The sequence below is a fragment of the Mariniflexile aquimaris genome, assembly GCF_042676825.1.
GTDB classification, from domain to species: Bacteria; Bacteroidota; Bacteroidia; order Flavobacteriales; family Flavobacteriaceae; genus Mariniflexile; species Mariniflexile aquimaris.
On the sequence record NZ_JBHTIB010000008.1, the window covers coordinates 462,593 to 482,839 of the forward strand.

Consider the following 20,247-nt stretch of genomic DNA (forward strand, 5'->3'; position numbering starts at 1 on the left):
AAATAAAAAAAGAAAATAAATGAATAATCCATTCATAGACATAGCAGGCCGTAAAATAGGATTAGATTTCCCACCATTAGTTATTGCAGAAATAGGCATCAATCACGAAGGCTCTCTGCAAGTCGCAAAAGAGATGGTAGATGCAGCTTATCGAGCCGGTGCGGAAGTGGTAAAGCACCAAACCCATATCGTAGAAGACGAAATGAGTGCTGTAGCAAAACAAGTCATTCCCGGAAATGCTACAGTGTCTATTTACGACATTATGGAACGTTGTGCACTGAATGAACCTGATGAATTGGAGTTGAAAAATTACGTAGAAAGTAAAGGCATGATTTTTATATCAACTCCTTTTTCTCGTGCCGCGGCCGAACGTTTAAAGCGTTTTGATATTCCAGCTTATAAAATTGGTTCTGGCGAGTGTAACAATTACCCGTTGTTGGAGCATATTGCCCAATTTAGGAAACCTGTTATTTTAAGCACCGGAATGAATACTATTGAAAGCATCCAAAAAGCAGTCGCCATTTTTGATAAATACAAAGTGCCAGTCGCCTTATTACATACAACGAATCTATATCCCACACCAACTCATTTGGTGCGTTTTGGAGCTATGATGCAAATGCATCAGGCATTTCCAGATAAGGTCTTTGGTTTAAGCGATCATACGCTTAATAATAATGCTTGTTTAGGTGCTGTGGCTTTAGGTGCTTCTATTTTAGAGCGACATTTTACCGACCATATGCAACGGCAGGGGCCCGATATTGTTTGTAGTATGGATGAAAAAGCTTGTAAAGAACTCATTGTGAACAGTAAAGAAATTGCGCTTATGCGAGGAGGTATCAAAGAAGCTGCTAAAGAGGAACAAGTAACCATCGACTTCGCCTTTGCTACCGTATGTAGCATTTCCAAAATAAAAAAAGGGACTGTTTTTACTAAAGAAAATTTATGGGTAAAACGCCCTGGAACAGGAAAGATTTTAGCAGAACATTTTGAAAGTATTTTAGGAAAAAAGGCCGGTCGCGATATAGAAAATGACGAACAATTAACTTGGGAGGACATTCAATAAAATCAGTTGTCATACTGAGCTTGTCGAAGCGATGTTAAGATAAGGTGAGTTAGGACTTCGACAAGCTCAGTCTGACATTGAGAATAGTATTAGAATACGTGGGTCACGCTAAGCTTGTTGAAGCGCAAAAGATTAGTATTGTTAGACTTCGACTGGCTCATTCTGGCAATGTTTGGTATAATTAGAGAATTCGGTTGTTTTAGGCTGAAATTTGGAGTTACAATTATAAATTAAATAACGCTGTCACGTTGAGCCTGTCGAAGCGATGTTAAGATAAGGTGAGTTAGGACTTCGACAAGCTCAGTCTGACAATGAGAATAGTCTTAGAATACGTGTGTCACGCTAAGCTTGTCGAAGCGCTTTTAAAAAAAAATAAAATTGTGAAAAACTATTTTGTTTATATCGTAAAATGCCATGACGATTCCTTTTATACTGGCCTTACAAATAATCTCGAAAGAAGATTATTTGAACATAATGAGGGGATTGACGAATATGCTTATACTTTTCAACGACGTCCTGTAACGTTAGTGTGGGTTGAAATATTTTCAGATCCAAACCAAGCTATTGCTATTGAAAAGAAAATAAAAGGATGGAGTAGGAGGAAAAAACAAGCTTTAATTGATGAGGATTGGGATAAGCTAGTAGCATATTCTAAAAATTATACGCAGTTTGGTAAGAATGACGGGACTTCGACAAGCTCAGTCTGACAATGTTTGATAAGTTAACAGAATTCGGTTGTTTTAGGCTGAAATTTGGAGTTATAATTATCAATTAAATGAAGCTGTCACGCTGAGCTTGTCGAAGCGATGTTAAGATAAGGTGTGTTAGGACTTCGACAAGCTCAGTCTGACATTGAGAATAGTATCTGACATTGAGAATAGTATTAGAATACGTGTGTCACGCTGAGCTTGTCGAAGCGCAAAAGATTAGTATTGTTAGACTTCGACGGGCTCAGTCTGGCAATGTTTGGTATAATTAGAGAATTCGGTTGTTTTAGGCTGAAATTGGGAGTTACAATTATAAATTAAATAACGCTGTCACGTTGAGCCTGTCGAAGCGATGTTAAGATAAGGTGAGTTAGGACTTCGACAAGCTCAGTCTGACAATGAGAATAGTATTAGAATACGTGTGTCACGCTAAGCTTGTCGAAGCGAGAAGAAACGGAGTTATAGACTTCGATAAACTCAGTCTAACAAAACAATAACTCATTTCTGCCTAACAATGATTAAAGTTTTATATTTGTCGGAAGCAGAAAAGTATGCATAAAAAAATAGCATTTTTAACAGGTACCCGTGCCGATTTCGGTAAAATGAAACCCCTAATTCAAGTTCTTGAAAATCATCACGAATTTGATCCTCATATATTTGTTACGGGCATGCATCTGCTCGAAACTTATGGTTACACCCTTATTGAAGTAGAGCGTTGTGGATTTAAGAATATATCAACCTTTAGAAATGATACGCACGAAGCAAGTATGGATTTAACACTCGCAAAAACCATCACTGGTTTTTCTGAATTTGTTAAGGACGTACAACCAGATTTAATTGTGATTCATGGCGATCGCGTCGAAGCACTAGCGGGTGCTATTGTCGGTAGCTTAAACAATATTCTAGTCGCTCATGTTGAAGGCGGTGAATTATCTGGAACAATTGACGAATTATTACGACATGCTACCAGCAAGATGAGCCATATTCATTTTGTAGCGAATCAAAAGGCAAAAATATTGTTAGAGCAAATGGGAGAATTGCCAGAAACAATATATAGTATTGGGTCGCCTGATGTCGATATCATGTTTTCGAATGCATTACCAGAACTGGAAACAGCAAAAACTTATTACGATATTGCATTTGAAGCCTATGCCATAGCGATGTTTCATCCGGTTACCACAGAACACTCACAAATGCAGCAGTATGCCGATAATTTTGTAAAAGCCTTAATTGATAGCAACAAAAACTATGTGGTTATTTTTCCTAATAATGACATGGGAAGTCAAACCATTTTAGATGCTTATCTATTGCTTAAAAACCATCGAAATTTTAGGGTTTTTCCATCGCTTAGATTTGAATATTTTCTAACCTTGCTAAAACATTCTGAATTTATTATCGGTAATAGTAGTGCTGGCGTGCGGGAGGCGCCTTATTATGGAATTCCTACGATAAATATAGGAACACGACAGAATAACAGAGTTTACTCTAAGGCTATTATAAATTCCGATTACACAAAATCGGGTATTTTGAATGGCATTAAAAAGATAAAAACCATCAAATTTCAAAAGGACATTCATGATTTTGGGAGTGGAAACAGTGCCGAAGAATTTATAAAAGTTCTACAATCTGACGTATTTTGGAAAACAAATCATCAAAAACAATTTAGAGCGCTTTCATGAAAAAACTTGGATTGGTAATAACCGATGGCGTTGGCTTTAGAAATTTTATTTTAAGCGATTTTTTGCGTTTTGCTGAAAACACTTTTGATGAGGTTGTAATTTTATCGTGCTTACCGAAAGAAATCTATACAGCGCATACTAATTTAAGAGTTATAGAATTGGATGTTTTTGAAGAAACCTTCAAAACTTGGTTTTTTAGAAAAGCCAAAGAAATTGCGCACCTCAAATTACACCAAAAAGGAAATTTGGGTATACAAGACAATTTAAAAACCAACGATTCAAAGTTGAAAACGAGTCGTGGGTATGCAACACGTTTTATCTACAATTTAACAGCATTATTTCATTCGGAATCCACTATTCAACAATTTCAAAAACTACAAAATAAAACCTTTGCTAATCATAAAATAACGATCGAATATGCTTCTTTTTTAGCGGGCGAAGCATTTAGTTTATTGTTTTTCACACATCAACGTCCGCCGTATATAGCCCCTTTGGTGTATGCTGCACAACAACAAAAATTAAAAACAGCTGCCTTTATTTTTAGTTGGGACAATTTAGCTTCCAAAGGACGCATGGCTTCAAATTTTGACTATTATTTAGTTTGGAGTGATTTAATGAGGCAAGATTTACTTCAATTTTATACTTCCATAGACGTAAATCAGATTAAAGTTGTTGGAACACCACAATTTGTACCCTACACGATGCAAGATTATAAGTCTTCAAAAGAAGAATTTTTATCAGAATTTAAGTTAGAGTCCAATTTAAAAACAATTTGTTTTAGCTGTGGTGATAGTTCCACAAGTAAAAATGATGAGTTATACATCGAAACGATTGCTAATGCTATTCAACAAAAGAGTATCGAACCCGTTAACTTTATTGTTAGAACATCGCCTGCCGAAGATCCTATTCGTTTTAAATTATTGGTTGAAAAGTACCCATTCATTAAGTGGAATTTTCCAAAATGGAAACAAGTCCGGGCTAACCATCAAGAGTCCTGGTCGCAACGTATTCCAACGCTTGAAGATGTGAAACAATTAAGAGCCTTACTGGAGTATTCAGATTTGAATATAAATATGCTTTCAACTATGAGTTTAGATTTTATGTTGTTTGATAAACCTGTTATTAATCCTATTTTTGGAAATGGACTTAACGGGCTTTACGATGACCAGCGATTTTTAGGCTATGCCCATATTCAACATTTAGTTAATAGTAAATCTTCCAAGGTGGTAAAAAATAAGGAAGAACTCATAAACGCCATTTCAGTTTATTTGATGAGTGATGACGATTCAGGAAACCGTAAAAATTTCATTAAACAGCAGGTAGGAGTATCTTTAAATGAAACAAACAAAGCATTAGTGTTAAGTTTAGCGGCATGGGCATAAAAAAGAAACATATCGCCATTATTTGCAACTACGAACTTTTAGATAGCAGAGTAGGCGGTATGGACTATTTTTTCTGGGCTTTTAATAAACAATGTGAAGCCAATCAAATTAAAGTGGATTGGTTTTTTCCTAATACCGCTTCACACGGAAACTATCATGAGTTCCATATTATACCTTCAGGAAATAAATCTATAGAACAGCATTTTATTGATTATTTGGATACTTCCCACATTCAGTACACACATATTATCACCCATTTTGTTGAGTTGTGTACTTCGTTTTTTGCTGAGGTTAAAAAATGTCAAAACGCCAAAGTAATAACAGTCGACCATAACCCACGCCCATTAAAAGGCTATCCACTAAAAAAACGATTAAAAAAACGATTGAAGGGCTGGTTATATGCTAAGCATATCGATGTATTTGTTGGTGTTTCAGAATATACTAGTCAGGCTATTTTAAATGATTTTGGAGATTTTTTAAAACCCAAAACGCAAACTATTTATAATGGGATTTTAATCGATAACATTACGCCAAAAACTACCGAAAGGCAAAAGTTACGCCCCCGATTTTTAGTGGTGTCACATTTAAGAGCATCAAAAGGTATTCAAGACTTAATTGCTGCCGTTAATTTATTACGCGATGCTTTGAAATCGGTATTAAAAATCGATATTTATGGCGACGGTCCGTATAAAAAGGACTTGCTTCAGTTGGTTACCAAATATAAGCTTGGAAGTAATTTTAATTTTAAAGGCAGTCAGTCGAATTTAAATGCGTTGTACCAACATTATGACTATCTCATTCAACCAACACATATGGAGTGTTTTAGCTTATCAATTTTAGAAAGTTTAGCGGCAAACATTCCGGTAATAACAACTCCAGTTGGTGGTAATTTAGAAGTTATTACACCTAATTGCAATGGCTTTATATTTAAAACCAAAGATGTTAAAGGGTTGTCGGAATTACTTGCTGAAATTATGGAAGGGAAACGATATATTTTAGGAAACACGCGAACGCTTATTGAAAACAAATTTTCCATTGATTTGATGGTTGAAAATCATTTAAAATTAATAAATAACGGTTAATGCTTTTTAATTCATTTACTTTCTTTGTCTTTTTTGTAATTGTTTTCTTTGTTTATTGGTTTCCTTTGAAATTATCAACCAAGGGACAAAATATTTTTCTTTTAATATCGAGTTATGTTTTTTATGCTTGGTGGGATTGGAGATTTCTTGGGTTAATTATCCTTAGCACCTTAGTTGATTATTTTGTTGGAATTTTTCTTAGTAACGAATCAAAAGAAAATAAAAGAAAAGTATTACTTGGATTAAGCATTGTTTTTAATTTAGGATTACTATGCTATTTTAAATATTATAATTTTTTTATTGAAAATTGGATTTATGCGTGGCAAAGTGTTGGAATTAAATCTAATATTACGTCACTAAATATCATCTTACCTGTTGGAATTTCCTTTTACACATTCCAAACAATGAGTTATACTATAGATGTTTACAGGAATAAAATTAAAAATTCAAATTCTTTAATAAATTTTGCGACGTTTGTTGCTTTTTTTCCTCAGTTAGTTGCTGGTCCAATAGAGCGAGCATCTCATTTATTACCTCAGTTTAGTATTAAAAGAGTGTTTGACTATAAAAATACAGTATCTGGTATTTATTTAATAGTATGGGGTTTATTAAAAAAAATTGTGATTGCAGACACATGTGCTACTTATGTAAATGTAATTTTTGACGATTACAATAATATGAATACACTAAGTCTATTACTTGGTGCTGTGTATTTTGCGTTTCAGATTTATGGTGACTTTTCAGGATATTCAGATATAGCTATTGGAGTGTCAAGGCTTTTGGGGTTTGATATTATGCAGAATTTTAATAAACCTTATTTTTCCAGAAACATTGGTGAATTTTGGAGACGTTGGCACATCTCTTTATCTACATGGTTTCGAGATTATTTGTATATACCGTTAGGGGGTAGTAAAGGAAAATTTACACTTAAAGTTCGTAATGTATTTGTCATTTTTTTGGTGAGTGGTTTTTGGCATGGAGCAAATTGGACGTTTATTTTTTGGGGATTTTTAAATGCCTTATATTTTTTACCATTATTAATGTTTAACAAAAACCGAAAGTATTTAGATACGGCATCAATTAGCTTTAATAAAACGGGTATTGTTAATTTTTTAAATATTATTGCAACTTTTTCATTAGTTGTTTTTGCTTGGGTCTTTTTTAGATCCAAAACAATTACTATTGCTTTTTCTTATTTAAATAGATTATTTACAGATTTAAATTTTTCATTCCAATATTTATCAATAGAGCGTTATAGTATTGAAATTGTAATTCTTATAATGTTATTTGTTTTAGTAGAATGGTATTCCAAAAGTCAAGAACATCCATTTATAGGTAAATTCAAATCTATATATTTAACTATAACTATTTTTTTAATAATTATATTAGGAGTTTATTCAGACCATTCAGATTTTATATATTTTCAATTCTAAATGAGAAAATTTTTAATAAATAGCATTGTTTTTTTAGTAGGTATTATTATAGCATTATTCCTTTTAGATATTTTATATACATATGTATACAATAATTCTTTTCCAAGGAATAAAACACAGTATATATTAAGTTTAAAAGAAGGAGAAAAGTTGGATTATATTTTCCTTGGAAGTTCGAGAGTCGAAAATTCTATTATAAGTTCAGAAATAGAAAGATTAACAGGAAAAAGAACTATTAATCTAGGTACTCAGGGAGCGAGATTGGATGATATGAATATTTTTTTGAGACTTTTAATTGAAAAGAAAGTAAAGGTAAAAAGACTTTTTATTCAAGTAGATTATATATATAATTATGAGTCAAGTTCAGATATTGTTCGTTCACAAGCCTTGCCTTATATAAGACGTAATAGTGTTATAAAAGATTATTTGAAACGAGTAGATTCCAATTATATTAAAAATTATTATGTTCCTTTTTATAGATATGCCGTAAATGATTATAGATTGGGTTTTAGAGAGTTTTTTGCAAGTTTAGCTAACAAAAAGTCGAAAATAGATTTTAATTATGGTTTTGTGCCATTAAATGGAGTTATGAATAAAAAAGATATTAGAGAGGTAGAGTTGCCAAAATCAATTTCTAAGTCAAATAAAAGTATTACTGAAATAGATTCTATATGTAAAATAAATAAAATCGATGTAACTTATTTCTTTTCACCATATTGTTCTTCTTTAAAAACTAATGGTTATATTAATAAATTAAGGTCTCAGTTATCAAATTTAGAAGACTTTTCAGCTGCTGTTCAAGAAGATTCTTTATTTGAGAATTGTGCTCACTTAAATAAATTGGGAGCTAAAGTTTTTTCAAATGTAATTGTTAAAAGACTTGATTTATGAAAATAGCATTCCTAACCCCAGAATATCCACATCCTAAAACAGGCACTGCTGGAGGCATTGGAACCAGTATTTTCAATTTGTCAAAAGCCCTAAAAAGATTAGAGCATGAGGTTAGTATTCTTGTGTACCAACAAAATAGCGACGATTATTTTATAGAAGACGGTATTCATTTTTATAAAATAAAGAATATTAAACTAAAAGGTTTGTCCCTTATCCTTACCCAGAAAAAAGTGGAGAAATTAATTAACTCTTTATACGATTCTGGTAAAATAGATATCGTGGAAGCACCGGATTGGACCGGGTTTACGGCGTTTATAAAACCAAAATGCCCTTTGGTTATTCGGGAAAATGGTAGTGATACCTATTTTTGTCATTTGGACAATCGAAGGGTGAAGTTTAAAAACAAATTCTTAGAAAAGCGTGCGCTAAAAAATGCCGATGGAATTATTAGTGTGAGTGCTTTTACAGGTCATTTGACTAATGAATTATTTGGGATTCATCGAAATTTTACGGTCATTCCCAATAGTATCGACACCTCTTTGTTCGAACCGAAACAAAGTGAATCTAATACATTAAGTATATTGTATTTTGGTACGATTATTCGAAAAAAAGGGCTTTTAGAATTACCTAAAATATTCAATTTGGTTCATAATTCTAATAAGGAAGTAGAATTAATTCTTGTAGGCAAAGATAGTGGCGATATAAAAACGGGCTCAAATTCTACATGGCAATTAATGCAACCACTTTTTAATGCAGCTGCTTTAAGAAAAGTGACTTATTTGGGAGCTGTGGATTATTCTAAAATTCAGAATTTAATAAAAGATGCGACAATATGTGTATTTCCTACATTTGCCGAAGCTTTACCGGTTTCGTGGTTAGAGGCTATGGCGATGGGGAAGGCTATGGTGGCTTCTAATGTTGGTTGGGCAAATGAGATGATAGACGATGGGAAAGAAGGGTTTTTGGTGCACCCAACTCACCATGAACGCTATGCAAAACGCATTTTAGAATTGTTGGAACATCCTGACAAGCGAACCGCATTTGGTGCGGCAGCCAGAGAAAAAATTAAAGCTAAATTTAGTCATGATGTTGTTGCGAAACAGTCGGTTGAATTTTATAAATCTATTTTAAAACCTTGATTAATTTAAAAGAACATATCACCGCTACGGGCGAGATTTTGTTATATCATGGCAATCCAGACTTGTCATTACTAGATGCGTTGGCTTTAGGTGAAGGCGATATGTGGCACAGTAGTTTAGAACAAGGATATAAAAACGCTTTTCCTGAAATAGTCTATCAAACCGTAGTTTACTTTTGGTATGCAAACGATTTTGATAATTTGGATAAATCTGTAAGCTGGCGGATCAATCCGAACGCCTTTGTTGTACGAAAACAAGTTTGGGACAGCTTTAATGGGTTCGATTTAGATTATGAAAGTTTACAAATGTCGGCTTTAGATTTTGGATTTAATACGCTTCGTTATCAAGGAGTCGTTATTTTAAATGTAAAAGGGTTGTTTGAAGGCCGTATCGAGGAATTTAAGATATCCGCTAAAGACAGATACACATTCTACATTAAAAATTTTAAAAGATCGCATAGTATCTATATGCTATTAAGAAAAGGATTTTGGAAGCCCAAAGAACTTTCAAGTTTTTGGTTTGCTAAAAACAACTTTCAATTTAAACACAAAAATAGGGTATTAAAACCGCGCGAATTACAACCTATTAAGGGAATGCCGAAAGTTAGTTACATCATTCCTACGATGATGCGTCAGGATTTTACTTTAAACCTTTTAAACGATTTAGAACATCAAACGTATAAACCATTTGAAGTCATTGTAGTTGACGCCACACCTGAAGATGTACGCGACGAGTCACTTTACAGTCCAAGCGCCTATTCATTTAAAGTGATTTTTAAATGGCAAACCACCAAGGGAAGTTGCAGAGCCAGAAATGAAGCTATTGAATTATGTACAGGAGATTACATTGTGTTTGGAGATGATGATATACGTATTCAGCCCCAGTTTATCGAAAACCATATCAGATTATTACAAACGTATAACGCCGAAGCGTGCAATGGCTTGGATATTAGGGCAGACCATCAACAACAGGGTTTAAGCGATTTGGATGATAAGTTAAAAAAGTTTGGCGATACCCGTTGGAAAGTTGGTGCAGCACAATCGTTTAGCAATGCAAATTCATGTGTTTCGAAACGTGTTGTAGACCTTTTAGGAGGAAACGATATTAATTATGATGGTGGATACGGTGAAGATAGCGATTTTGGATTGTCGATTACTAAATTAGGTGTTACGGTTTTGCATAACCCGTTTTCGGTAAATTTGCATTTAAAACCACCTGCAGGAGGCTATCGATTTTGGGGGCAACAAGCGGGCATTAAAGGAAAAAAACGTAAGCAGCAACCGTGGGAATTAGACGTCCCTGTTAAATGGATTGTGCCAAAACCAAGCCCAACCATCATGTATCAATTGTTTAAGCATTTTAATGAAAGACAACGAAAAGAATATAAAATCAAGTATTTTGTGTTTTATTTCACAAAAGCGAAGATGATAGAATTACCATTAAGAGTGTTAAATTTTCCGATGCGGATTTTACAATTCAATAAGTCGGTTTTTTACGCAAAAAAATTAATGGACCTAGGAAAACGGATAAAATAATGAGGAGCTTTACTTTAATAGTTTGTACATATATGCGCCCGCAATCGTTGCTGAAGTTACTGCAATCGGTTAAAAATCAAACGTTGTATCCTAACGAGATATTAATCATTGATGGGTCTTTAAATAACGATACTCAAATTATTCTAAAGGACAACAGCTTTCAAAATTTAAAGTATTTTAAAGTTGATGAAACACATAGAGGTTTAACTAAACAACGTAATTTTGGAATAAAACAGGTTTCAGAAGATTCAGAAATAATCTGTTTTTTAGATGATGACATTGTTTTAGAGACTCATTATTTTGAAAATTTAATAAAAACCTATTCAGACAAACCAGATGCCTTGGCCATTGGCGGCTATATAACTAATGAGGTAAAATGGGCGTTGTCCGATCAAACCAATAAATCCTCGAAGTTTTATTACGATGGATGGATGCGTGATGAACCATCCCGATTTAAAATACGACGGCTATTTGGTTTGTTACCAGATGCCGAACCTGGTTTTATGCCTTCGTTTTCGCATGGGCGTTCCATTAGCTTTTTACCACCCTCAGGAAAAACATATCAAGTAGAACAACTTATGGGAGGTGTTTCCAGTTATAGAAAAGAAGTTTTTAAAAACCTAAAGTTTTCAACTTACTTTGAAGGCTATGGCTTATATGAGGATGCCGATTTTTCATTACGTTTAGCCAAAATAGGTAATCTTTACGTCAATACGAATGCGCAACTATCACATTATCACGATGGTTCTGGTCGTCCAAATCTATATCATTACGGTAAAATGGTAATTAGAAATGGTTGGTATGTTTGGAGGGTTAAATACACAAAGCCCTCTTTAAAAGCAAAATTTAAGTGGCATGCAACAGCTATATTATTAACTAAATTAAGACTGTTAAACGTTATTACGACACACCATAAAAAAGAAGCATTTACCGAAAGTTTAGGGCGCTTTGTTGGGTGGTTTACGCTTTTGTTTAATAAGCCAAAAATAGAACGATGAACTTTTTAATTCTATCTCATGCCTTTCATAAAACTAAAGATACTGATTTGTTTAGTTATGCCCCATTCGTGCGTGAAATGAATATTTGGTTAAAATATGTGGACACTGTAGAAATTGTAGCACCATTCGAGACCCAACCTGTTTCTAAGATAGAGATGGCTTACCAGCATGAAAATCTAAGTTTTTTTAAAATTCCTTCCATTGAATTTACATCGGTCACTAAAATATTAGAATCACTATTAAAACTCCCAATAATTTTTTTTAGGATATTTAAAGCTTGTCAAAGGGCAGATCACATTCATCTACGTTGCCCGGGAAATATTGGTTTGTTGGGATGTATTGTTCAAATATTTTTTCCTAAGAAAATAAAAACCGCTAAATATGCAGGTAATTGGGACCCAAGAGCAAAACAACCTGTTAGTTATAAGATTCAGAAATGGATTTTAAGTCATACGTTTTTAACAAGAAATATGCAGGTTTTGGTGTATGGTAATTGGGAACAGCAATCAAAAAACATTAAACCGTTTTTTACGGCCACATATGGTAATTCTGAAATAGAAAAACCTAATAAAAGAAATTATTTAGGCACTTTAAAATTTGTTTACACAGGGAGTTTGGTTGCAGGGAAACGACCATTATTAGCAATTGAAATCGTGGAAGCCTTACACAAACAAGGAAAACCTGTGCATTTAGATGTTTTTGGTGACGGAGTTTTAAAAGAAAAGTTACAGCGCTATATTGATGAACATAAGCTGGAAACTATAATTAGCTTACATGGAAACCAATCCAAAGATCTGATAAAAGAAACTTTGAAAGTGGCCCATTTTTCAATATTGGCATCCAAATCGGAGGGTTGGCCCAAAGCCATTGCCGAAGCGATGTTTTTTGGAACAGTTCCTATTGCCTCCGCGGTGTCGTGTGTGCCTTTTATGTTGGATTATGGAAAAAGAGGAATTTTAATTGACCCAATTTTGACGGAAGCTATAAAGAGTATTTTAAACGCGTTGAAAGCTATTGATGAATTAGAATTGATGTCTGAAAGGGCTGCTAAATGGTCGCAAAACTATACATTAGATGTTTTTGAAAACGAAATTTCTAAATTGATAAATCCATCATGAAAGTATTACAACTTATAGATTCTTTGCATGCTGGAGGTGCCGAACGTTTGGCGGTAAATTATGCGAACGCTTTATCACCACGGATTGAAAAATCATATTTGTGCGCGACAAGGGAAGAAGGATTGCTTAAGGACAGTATCTCAAAGGATGTTGAATATTTGTTTTTAAACAAAAAATCGACATTCGATTTTAAGGCTATAAATAAGCTTTTTTTATTTATAAAAACTAATAGAATAGATATTATTCACGCCCATTCGTCATCATTTTTCTTAGCAACTATTATTAGAATTTTAAATCCAAAAATTGATTTAATTTGGCATGAACACTATGGAAATAGAGCGCAAACTTCAATTTTCAACAAATTTGTTTTAAAATCATGCTCGTATTTTTTTTCATCTATCATTACGGCAAACAATTCATTAAAATCTAGATCTGAAAAGAAATTGGTTGTGAAAAAAGTGTATGTTTTACCAAATTATCCTGTGATTGATGCATCTTTAAAAACAACAAGACTCCATGGCGTATCTAATAAGCGTATTATTTGTTTGGCTAATTTAAGAACGGATAAAGACCATATCAATTTGCTAAATGCTTTTTTTGAAGTTAGGGCACTTAAGTCTGATTGGACATTACACTTGGTTGGACATTATAATGAAGATGATTATTATAAAACTATAAAAAAATTCATTTTGCAACAGCATTTAGAAAACCATGTTTTTATTTACGGAAGTCGTCCCGATGTGTATCATATTTTAAGTCAAAGCGCTATAGGTGTACTAGCTTCAAAATCGGAAGGCTTACCAGTAGCTTTATTAGAATATGGTTTAGCAAAATTACCCGTTGTTGCAACTAATGTAGGCGATTGTAAAAACGTGATTTCAAATAATGCCGAAGGGATTTTAGTTGACGCTCAAAACTCTAAAGAATTAGCTGAAGCATTGCTCGTTTATATTAATGATTTAGATTTGAGAAATAAAGTTGCCGAAAATTTACATTTAAAAGTTATGTCGACATTTTCAGAGACAAACGTGATGAAATCACTACTTAATATTTACAAAAACCACCAAAAATGAAGTTCTCGCTATATTCAAAGCTTCTTATTTTTCATGTGGTTGTTGCTATCATGATTTTTTTGTTTAAACCATTAGCCGTAGGGTATTTTTTATTCATTACTGTTTTTTTTAGTTATAAAATTTTAATGGTTTCTAAAAAGTACAAAACCTTTTATGTGTTAACGGCCTGTGCTTATATGGTTGGTATTGAGGTGTTTTTAAGAATGAATGGCGGTACTATTTCTTATGAAGCCATAAAATACTTGGTGATTATTTTTATACTCATGGGGTTGATTAGTAATAGTTTTTCTAACCAATCTTTAATTTATGTGCTTTATGTTTTGTTGTTAATTCCAGGGATTTTTGTTGCGGTAACCGAAATGGGATTCGAAACCAATATTAGAAAAGCCATTGCCTTTAATCTAAGTGGCCCAATTTGCTTAGGGATAACGGCCATTTTTTGCTATAAACGTACGGTTAGTTTTAATCAAATTAAAATAATATTACTAGCCTTATTATTGCCATTAATTAGTATGACGATTTATTTGTTCTTGTTTACTCCAAATGTACAGGAAGTAGTTACGGGTACGGAATCTAACTTTATGACTTCTGGCGGATTTGGTCCCAATCAAGTGGCCACAGTATTAGGAATAGGCATATTTGTTTTAGCAACCCGATTTTTTATGTCGAAAGAACAATTTCCTTCCAGATTTTTCGATTTATTTTTATTTGGAATTTTAAGTTACCGAGCTTTAATAACTTTTAGTCGTGGTGGAGTACTAACGGCAATCATTATGATTTTGTGTTTTTTAGGAATCTACTATTTAAAAGTGAATCTTAAAACCAAGTTTCGCATAAAATTTTCTCTAATCATTTTTTTAATCATGGTTGTTTCTATTTGGGGATATAGCTCTTTAAAAACAAGTGGGTTTCTTGAAAAGCGTTATGCTAATCAAGATGCCGCGGGACGCGTAAAAGAAGATGTTACAACGGGTCGAACCGATTTAGTTGCCTTTGAATTTAATGAGTTTATTAATAATCCATTTTTAGGCATTGGTGTTGGGAAAGTAAAAGAAGAACGTTTAAACGAAACAGGCGTGGAAGCTGCTTCACATAACGAAATGAGTCGAATTGTCGCCGAACATGGTTTATTGGGGGTATTCGCATTTTTAATATTATTATTAACGCCATTGGTTTTTCGACTTAAAAATAAAACAAACTTGTTTTTCTACTCGTTTTATTTATTTTGGCTGTTAACGATTAATCACTCCGCCATGCGTATTGCGGCACCGGCGTTTATTTACGGACTTTGTTTGCTGAATATTACTTATGACGTGAAAAATTCTAAGAACACCCATGTAGATAAGGTTATTTCAAATTGATTTACATCTAATCATAAAAAAAATAAAATAGGCAGATGAAAAACATTCTGTACATAGGAAACCAGCTCTCTGAAAGTGGTAAAACAGACACCACCATCAAAACTTTGAGTGAAGCGCTTCGACAAGAAGGTTTTACGGTTTACGCAGTTTCAGATATAAAAAACAAAGTATTCCGTTTAGCACATATGTTGTTGGCTATCATAAAATATGCTAAAAAAGTAGATTGCGTTTTAATTGATACTTATAGCACATCAAATTTTTATTTTGCTTATTTGAGCAGTCAATTATGTCGCTTATTCAATTTAAAATACATACCCATTTTACATGGTGGCAATTTGCCAAAACGATTAAAAAACAGCTCCAAACTATCTAAGTTCATATTTAAGAATGCCTATATCAATGTAGCACCTTCGGCTTTTATTCAGCATGAATTTGAAAAATATGGCTTTTCAAATTTAGTTTATATCCCTAATTCTATTCATCTTAAAAATTATCCTTTTAAACAACGAAATCACAACAATATCAATCTGCTTTGGGTGCGTTCTTTTTCAGAGATATATAATCCACTGTTAGCCATGGATATTTTAAAGCAGCTTTTAGACGAAGGGATTAAAACTACACTTTGTATGGTTGGTCCGGATAATGATGGATCACTGTTAAAAGCTAAAGACTATGCCAAAGCATTACAAGTTGAGGTGATTTTTACCGGCAAACTATCAAAAGACGCATGGATTGAGCTGTCTCAAAATTATAATATGTTTATCAACACAACTAATTTTGATAATATGCCAGTTAGCGTGATTGAAGCCATGGCGTTAGGCTTACCAATTGTTTCAACCAATGTGGGTGGTATGCCTTTTTTGGTAGAACACAATCATGAAGGAATTTTAGTTGAACCGAATAATGCAGACGAATTTGTCGAAGCCATAAAAAAAGTATTTTATAACCAAGAGATTGCACGTAATTTGACTTTAAATGCTAGAAAAAAAGTGGAGCATTACGATTGGGAGCTTGTTAAAAAACAATGGCTTAGTCTCTTACAATAAAATGTAGTAGTTTAAATTAAGTTACTATCTTTATAGTCTCTCAAAGAAACTCCCTAAAATGTCCAATAAAGGAATTCATTTCAATATTTCCGAGCGCAAAGTGCTATTGCGCATTTTCGATATTTTATCAATTCTTGGGGTCTTATATTTAGTGAGTAACACATTCGATTTCGATTATTTTACCTTAACCAAAGAAAATTGGAAATGGGCTTTTGTACTTGTTTTATATGTTTCTGTGTTCGGAACAATTTTCGAAATGTACGATTTACAAAAATCTAGTAAGGTCGAAAAAATTTCTACAAGTATTGTCTTTACGGTTTCTGTAACGGTTTTATTTTATTTTTTAACCCCGTTTTTCACGCCTATATTGCCTGATAATCGTTTACAGATAATCTATTTTTATTTTGCCATCCTAGTAGCCTTGTTTATTTGGCGCATTGCCTATTTAAGCTTTATCGTCTCACCACGGTTTTATAAAAAAGTACTTATAGTTGGAGAAACTTCGAATATAGAAACTATTATTGAAGCCTTTAAAGATTCTGATCCTAATTATAAAATCATTGGATATATTAATTGTGAATCGCGAAAATCTGATAAATTAAAATTTAATCACGTAAGGGAATTCAGTCCGAAACAAATCTATCAGGTAATAAAAGATGAAAAAATATCCGAAATTGTTATTGCTAGTTATAATTCACAATCCATAACACCGGAAATTTATAAGGACTTAATTACCCTGTTGGAAGGCGGTTTTCCTATAAAAGAATATACGCAGGTTTACGAAGATATGGTTCAGCGTGTTCCAGTGCAATTTGTTGGAAAAGATTTTTACAGATATTTCCCTTTTAGCAGAAGTAATCACAACAAACTGTATCTTTTTTTTCAACGACTTTTCGATATTATTTTCGCCGTCTTGGGTATTGTTATCGGGATGCTAGTGATTCCATTTATACTCATTGGAAACTGCTTAGGTAACCGAGGTGCCCTTTTTTACACCCAAGAACGCATTGGTAAAAATGGCAATCTTTTCAAAATTATTAAGTTTAGAACCATGGTTAAAAATGCTGAAAATAACGGTGCGGTTTGGGCTGAAAAGAACGATATTAGAATTACACCGTTTGGAAAATTCTTAAGAAACACCCGTATCGATGAAATCCCTCAGTTTATAAATATATTAAAAGGAGAGATGAGTTTAATTGGTCCGAGACCAGAAAGACCGCATTTTGTGAGGCAATTGTCGCAATTGCTTCCTTTTTACGAAACCAGGCATATTGTGAAACCGGGGTTAACGGGTTGGGCACAAGTAAAAACCAGATACGGATCTTCGGTAGACGATAGCTTATTAAAATTACAATACGATTTGTATTATATTAAGCACCGGAGTTTTTTATTAGACGCGAATATTATTCTTAAAACACTAAGCACAATCATTTTCTATCGTGGCCAGTAGTTATATTGCCTAAAGCTTTAAGCTTAAAGCTTACAGCCTTTAACCATAAAACTTTATCAAATATAGATATCTAATAAGTAGTGCCATTAACAACGGTATTAACCCAATGGCAAAAACCTGTACGCCAATTATCCAGTGGAGGGTTAATAAACAGAGCATTATTACTAAGAATTTTAAGTATTTAATAAACCAGATACTTGCTTTTTTTCTCAATAGTTGCCCAATTACAAAAATATTAAGAACAAAGGCCCAAAGTAAATTGTAGTTTTGGTGGGTTCCTTTATGATCTGTGGCAAACCAAAGCAGTAAAATAACGACACCAATAATTCCTGTAATGCCAAATAAGCTTAAATCGAGCCAAGCGGTACGTTTTTGTTTTTTAAAATCGTTGTAGGTAACATATAAAATGAACAAACCAAGAATACCAAAAATAAACAGTGGACTCGTTAAAAAATTACCCGGTTCTGCGGCGTCTATTTTATTATAAAGTACGTTCGTTTCTTTAACTAAAGGTTGGTTTTTGCTTTTAATGGTGGCAACTTCATAGAATTTAAAAATATTTTCGGGTAAAAACATCTGTTCCTCTGGGCTTGCTTTTCTATCAATTACAGAACCTAAGGCGATATCAATTCCTAAACTACCCCACGAATTTTTATTGAGATTGTTATGTATTAAAGTTCTAAAGGTTTGTGATTTGTAATCTTTAGGCTCGGAAAAAACAATCGAATTATTTAAAGCGATTTGAGTGACATCTTTAATTTTTGTAGCACAATTATCAAAAAAGAATTCATATAAATACGCTCTGTTTTCTGGCTTGTAATTATTGAGTAAATAGTTGAATAAGCTTTGTTTTTCGGAAGCCGATAAATTTAAAACCTGTGCTTTAATGGTTCGATTTTGAGCGACATAGCTTTCAAAAAAGTCTTCGTAATAGTTTAAGCCAATTAAATAATTGAGTTTCCCTTGGGCAAATTTTAAATAGAAATTGGGCGTTTCAAAATCGTAAACACCATAATTAAAAACTAAATCGATGCCTTTTATAGGGTCTTTTATTCTAAATGCACTATGGCCAAAAGCATCGTTTAATGAGGTGCCAGGGCCAACGGTAAGTACACTAATTTCTGTTTGCTCAGACAATTTATTTTGCTGAGCAGTTATCATTCCAACAAACAAAAAAAGAAATAAAAAGAGTAGTTTTTTTTGCATATAATTTAGGTTACCTGAAGATACTGAAGTCTAGTTTTAAAGAAAATACATTCGAATATAAAGCCACACTTTGATCGCCAATATCCGTAAATGCGTAATCAATCTGAATGCCGTTGTATTTAAAACCAACACCAAAACTTGGTTGAAAGCTTAGTTGCGTGGTGTTATCTATTTGTAATTCGTTTTGAAAATTCCCCATTCCTGCACGTAAGTAGACCATGTCTATATATCCGAATTCAAACCCCAACGCAGGATTAATACTCACTGCAGATGATGAAATGATATCGTTATTTTCTTCAAACCGAACGTTTAAGTTAACCGCTGTTAAAAGTTTGTAGTCGTAATTAAAGTCTACCAATTTAGAAACTCCAATTTGAAGCTTCGGAATGGTAATTTCTGTGGTTTCAGGAAGTTCTTGGTTTTGTCCAGCAACAGCATCCTGTACTTTTTTAAATTCTTCTTTATTAATCGCCCATGCATTAAAAGTAGTTGTGATATCGCGTGCCATGACACCAAATTTCCAGTTGTTCTCTGTTTCAAATTGCATTCCAAAATCTAAACCAAATCCCCATGAGGATGCAAAATCGCCAATTATACGGCGTATGACTTTGGCATTGGCTCCAAAATTTAATCCTTGAACAGGAAGCGAACGGGCATACGAAAAGGTAAGGCCATAATCGGCGGTCGAAAATAGGCTGATTCTATCATAATTAATGTTGCCTTGTTCGTCGATAAGTTGCGTTGTATTTAAAATATCGTCTACAGCAAAGCGAATTAATGAAATGCCTACCACACTATTTTTATCTAATGGTTTTGCAAAAGCCACATAATCGTAATTAGCAATATTCGCAAAATAACTGGAATGCATTAAAGCCAGTTGATTGTCTTCCAATTTTAATAAACCAGCAGGATTCCAGTATCCAGAATTCACGTCGGATGTATGTGATGTCACCGCACTACTCATACCCAAAGCAGCAGCATCTACACCTATATTCATGAACTCATTAGAGTATTTTCTAACGGTTTGACCTAATAGGGAGCTGGTTATCACAAAAAATAATGCAGTGATGTAATGTTTCAATCG

At 33.4% G+C, this 20,247-nt stretch carries 17 protein-coding genes; 15 read left to right on the plus strand and 2 right to left on the minus strand.

Annotated features, from left to right (window positions below):
* Window positions 1-19 precede the first annotated feature (19 nt).
* The 15 genes from neuB (at window position 20) to ACFQ0I_RS07070 (ending at window position 17,957) form a co-directional block, all read left to right on the plus strand.
* A complete protein-coding gene (gene neuB / locus ACFQ0I_RS07000; protein ID WP_379940709.1) occupies window positions 20-1,063 on the plus strand; it encodes an N-acetylneuraminate synthase in 1,044 nt (347 codons plus the stop codon).
* 311 nt (window positions 1,064-1,374) lie between these two features.
* Window positions 1,375-1,770, plus strand: a complete 396-nt coding sequence (locus ACFQ0I_RS07005; RefSeq protein WP_379940711.1) for a GIY-YIG nuclease family protein — start codon at window positions 1,375-1,377, stop codon at window positions 1,768-1,770.
* A gap of 551 nt (window positions 1,771-2,321) precedes the next feature.
* Entirely contained in the window at window positions 2,322-3,449 is a 1,128-nt protein-coding gene (gene neuC, locus ACFQ0I_RS07010; RefSeq protein WP_379940712.1) for a UDP-N-acetylglucosamine 2-epimerase, read from the plus strand.
* Window positions 3,446-4,831, plus strand: coding sequence for a hypothetical protein (locus ACFQ0I_RS07015; RefSeq protein ID WP_379940714.1), 1,386 nt, complete (start codon window positions 3,446-3,448; stop codon window positions 4,829-4,831). The genes neuC and ACFQ0I_RS07015 overlap by 4 nt, the downstream gene beginning before the upstream one ends.
* Window positions 4,822-5,913, plus strand: coding sequence for a glycosyltransferase family 4 protein (locus ACFQ0I_RS07020; protein WP_379940716.1), 1,092 nt, complete (start codon window positions 4,822-4,824; stop codon window positions 5,911-5,913). Before ACFQ0I_RS07015 ends, ACFQ0I_RS07020 begins: the two co-directional genes overlap by 10 nt.
* On the plus strand, window positions 5,913-7,346 hold the full coding sequence (locus tag ACFQ0I_RS07025) for an MBOAT family O-acyltransferase (RefSeq protein ID WP_379940718.1): 1,434 nt from the start codon (window positions 5,913-5,915) through the stop codon (window positions 7,344-7,346). Before ACFQ0I_RS07020 ends, ACFQ0I_RS07025 begins: the two co-directional genes overlap by 1 nt.
* Window positions 7,347-8,237 carry a hypothetical protein gene (locus ACFQ0I_RS07030; protein ID WP_379940720.1) on the plus strand — a complete coding sequence of 297 codons (891 nt, stop codon included), beginning with the start codon at window positions 7,347-7,349 and terminating at the stop codon, window positions 8,235-8,237.
* Window positions 8,234-9,376 carry a glycosyltransferase family 4 protein gene (locus ACFQ0I_RS07035; protein WP_379940722.1) on the plus strand — a complete coding sequence of 381 codons (1,143 nt, stop codon included), beginning with the start codon at window positions 8,234-8,236 and terminating at the stop codon, window positions 9,374-9,376. Before ACFQ0I_RS07030 ends, ACFQ0I_RS07035 begins: the two co-directional genes overlap by 4 nt.
* Complete coding sequence (locus tag ACFQ0I_RS07040) at window positions 9,373-10,911, plus strand: glycosyltransferase family 2 protein (protein ID WP_379940723.1); 1,539 nt, start codon at window positions 9,373-9,375, stop codon at window positions 10,909-10,911. Before ACFQ0I_RS07035 ends, ACFQ0I_RS07040 begins: the two co-directional genes overlap by 4 nt.
* Complete coding sequence (locus ACFQ0I_RS07045; protein ID WP_379940725.1) at window positions 10,911-11,909, plus strand: glycosyltransferase family 2 protein; 999 nt, start codon at window positions 10,911-10,913, stop codon at window positions 11,907-11,909. The genes ACFQ0I_RS07040 and ACFQ0I_RS07045 overlap by 1 nt, the downstream gene beginning before the upstream one ends.
* Complete coding sequence (locus ACFQ0I_RS07050; RefSeq protein WP_379940727.1) at window positions 11,906-13,027, plus strand: glycosyltransferase family 4 protein; 1,122 nt, start codon at window positions 11,906-11,908, stop codon at window positions 13,025-13,027. Before ACFQ0I_RS07045 ends, ACFQ0I_RS07050 begins: the two co-directional genes overlap by 4 nt.
* Window positions 13,024-14,100, plus strand: coding sequence for a glycosyltransferase (locus tag ACFQ0I_RS07055; protein WP_379940729.1), 1,077 nt, complete (start codon window positions 13,024-13,026; stop codon window positions 14,098-14,100). Before ACFQ0I_RS07050 ends, ACFQ0I_RS07055 begins: the two co-directional genes overlap by 4 nt.
* A complete protein-coding gene (locus ACFQ0I_RS07060) occupies window positions 14,097-15,461 on the plus strand; it encodes an O-antigen ligase family protein (protein ID WP_379940731.1) in 1,365 nt (454 codons plus the stop codon). Before ACFQ0I_RS07055 ends, ACFQ0I_RS07060 begins: the two co-directional genes overlap by 4 nt.
* 35 nt (window positions 15,462-15,496) lie before the next feature.
* Window positions 15,497-16,507: a glycosyltransferase family 4 protein gene (locus ACFQ0I_RS07065; protein ID WP_379940733.1), complete on the plus strand. Its 1,011-nt coding sequence runs from the start codon at window positions 15,497-15,499 to the stop codon at window positions 16,505-16,507.
* A 58-nt stretch (window positions 16,508-16,565) separates the two neighbouring features.
* Window positions 16,566-17,957 carry a sugar transferase gene (locus tag ACFQ0I_RS07070; RefSeq protein WP_379940734.1) on the plus strand — a complete coding sequence of 464 codons (1,392 nt, stop codon included), beginning with the start codon at window positions 16,566-16,568 and terminating at the stop codon, window positions 17,955-17,957.
* A 39-nt stretch (window positions 17,958-17,996) separates the two neighbouring features.
* Here ACFQ0I_RS07070 and ACFQ0I_RS07075 read toward each other — a convergent pair whose 3' ends face one another.
* Both ACFQ0I_RS07075 and ACFQ0I_RS07080 read right to left on the minus strand, forming a co-directional pair.
* Window positions 17,997-19,163 (minus strand): lipoprotein N-acyltransferase Lnb domain-containing protein, encoded by a 1,167-nt coding sequence (locus tag ACFQ0I_RS07075; RefSeq protein WP_379940736.1) that lies wholly within the window; start codon window positions 19,161-19,163, stop codon window positions 17,997-17,999.
* Window positions 19,164-19,173: 10 nt separating this feature from the next.
* Window positions 19,174-20,244, minus strand: coding sequence for a putative type IX sorting system protein PorV2 (locus tag ACFQ0I_RS07080; protein WP_449288676.1), 1,071 nt, complete (start codon window positions 20,242-20,244; stop codon window positions 19,174-19,176).
* Between the last annotated feature and the right edge of the window lie 3 nt (window positions 20,245-20,247).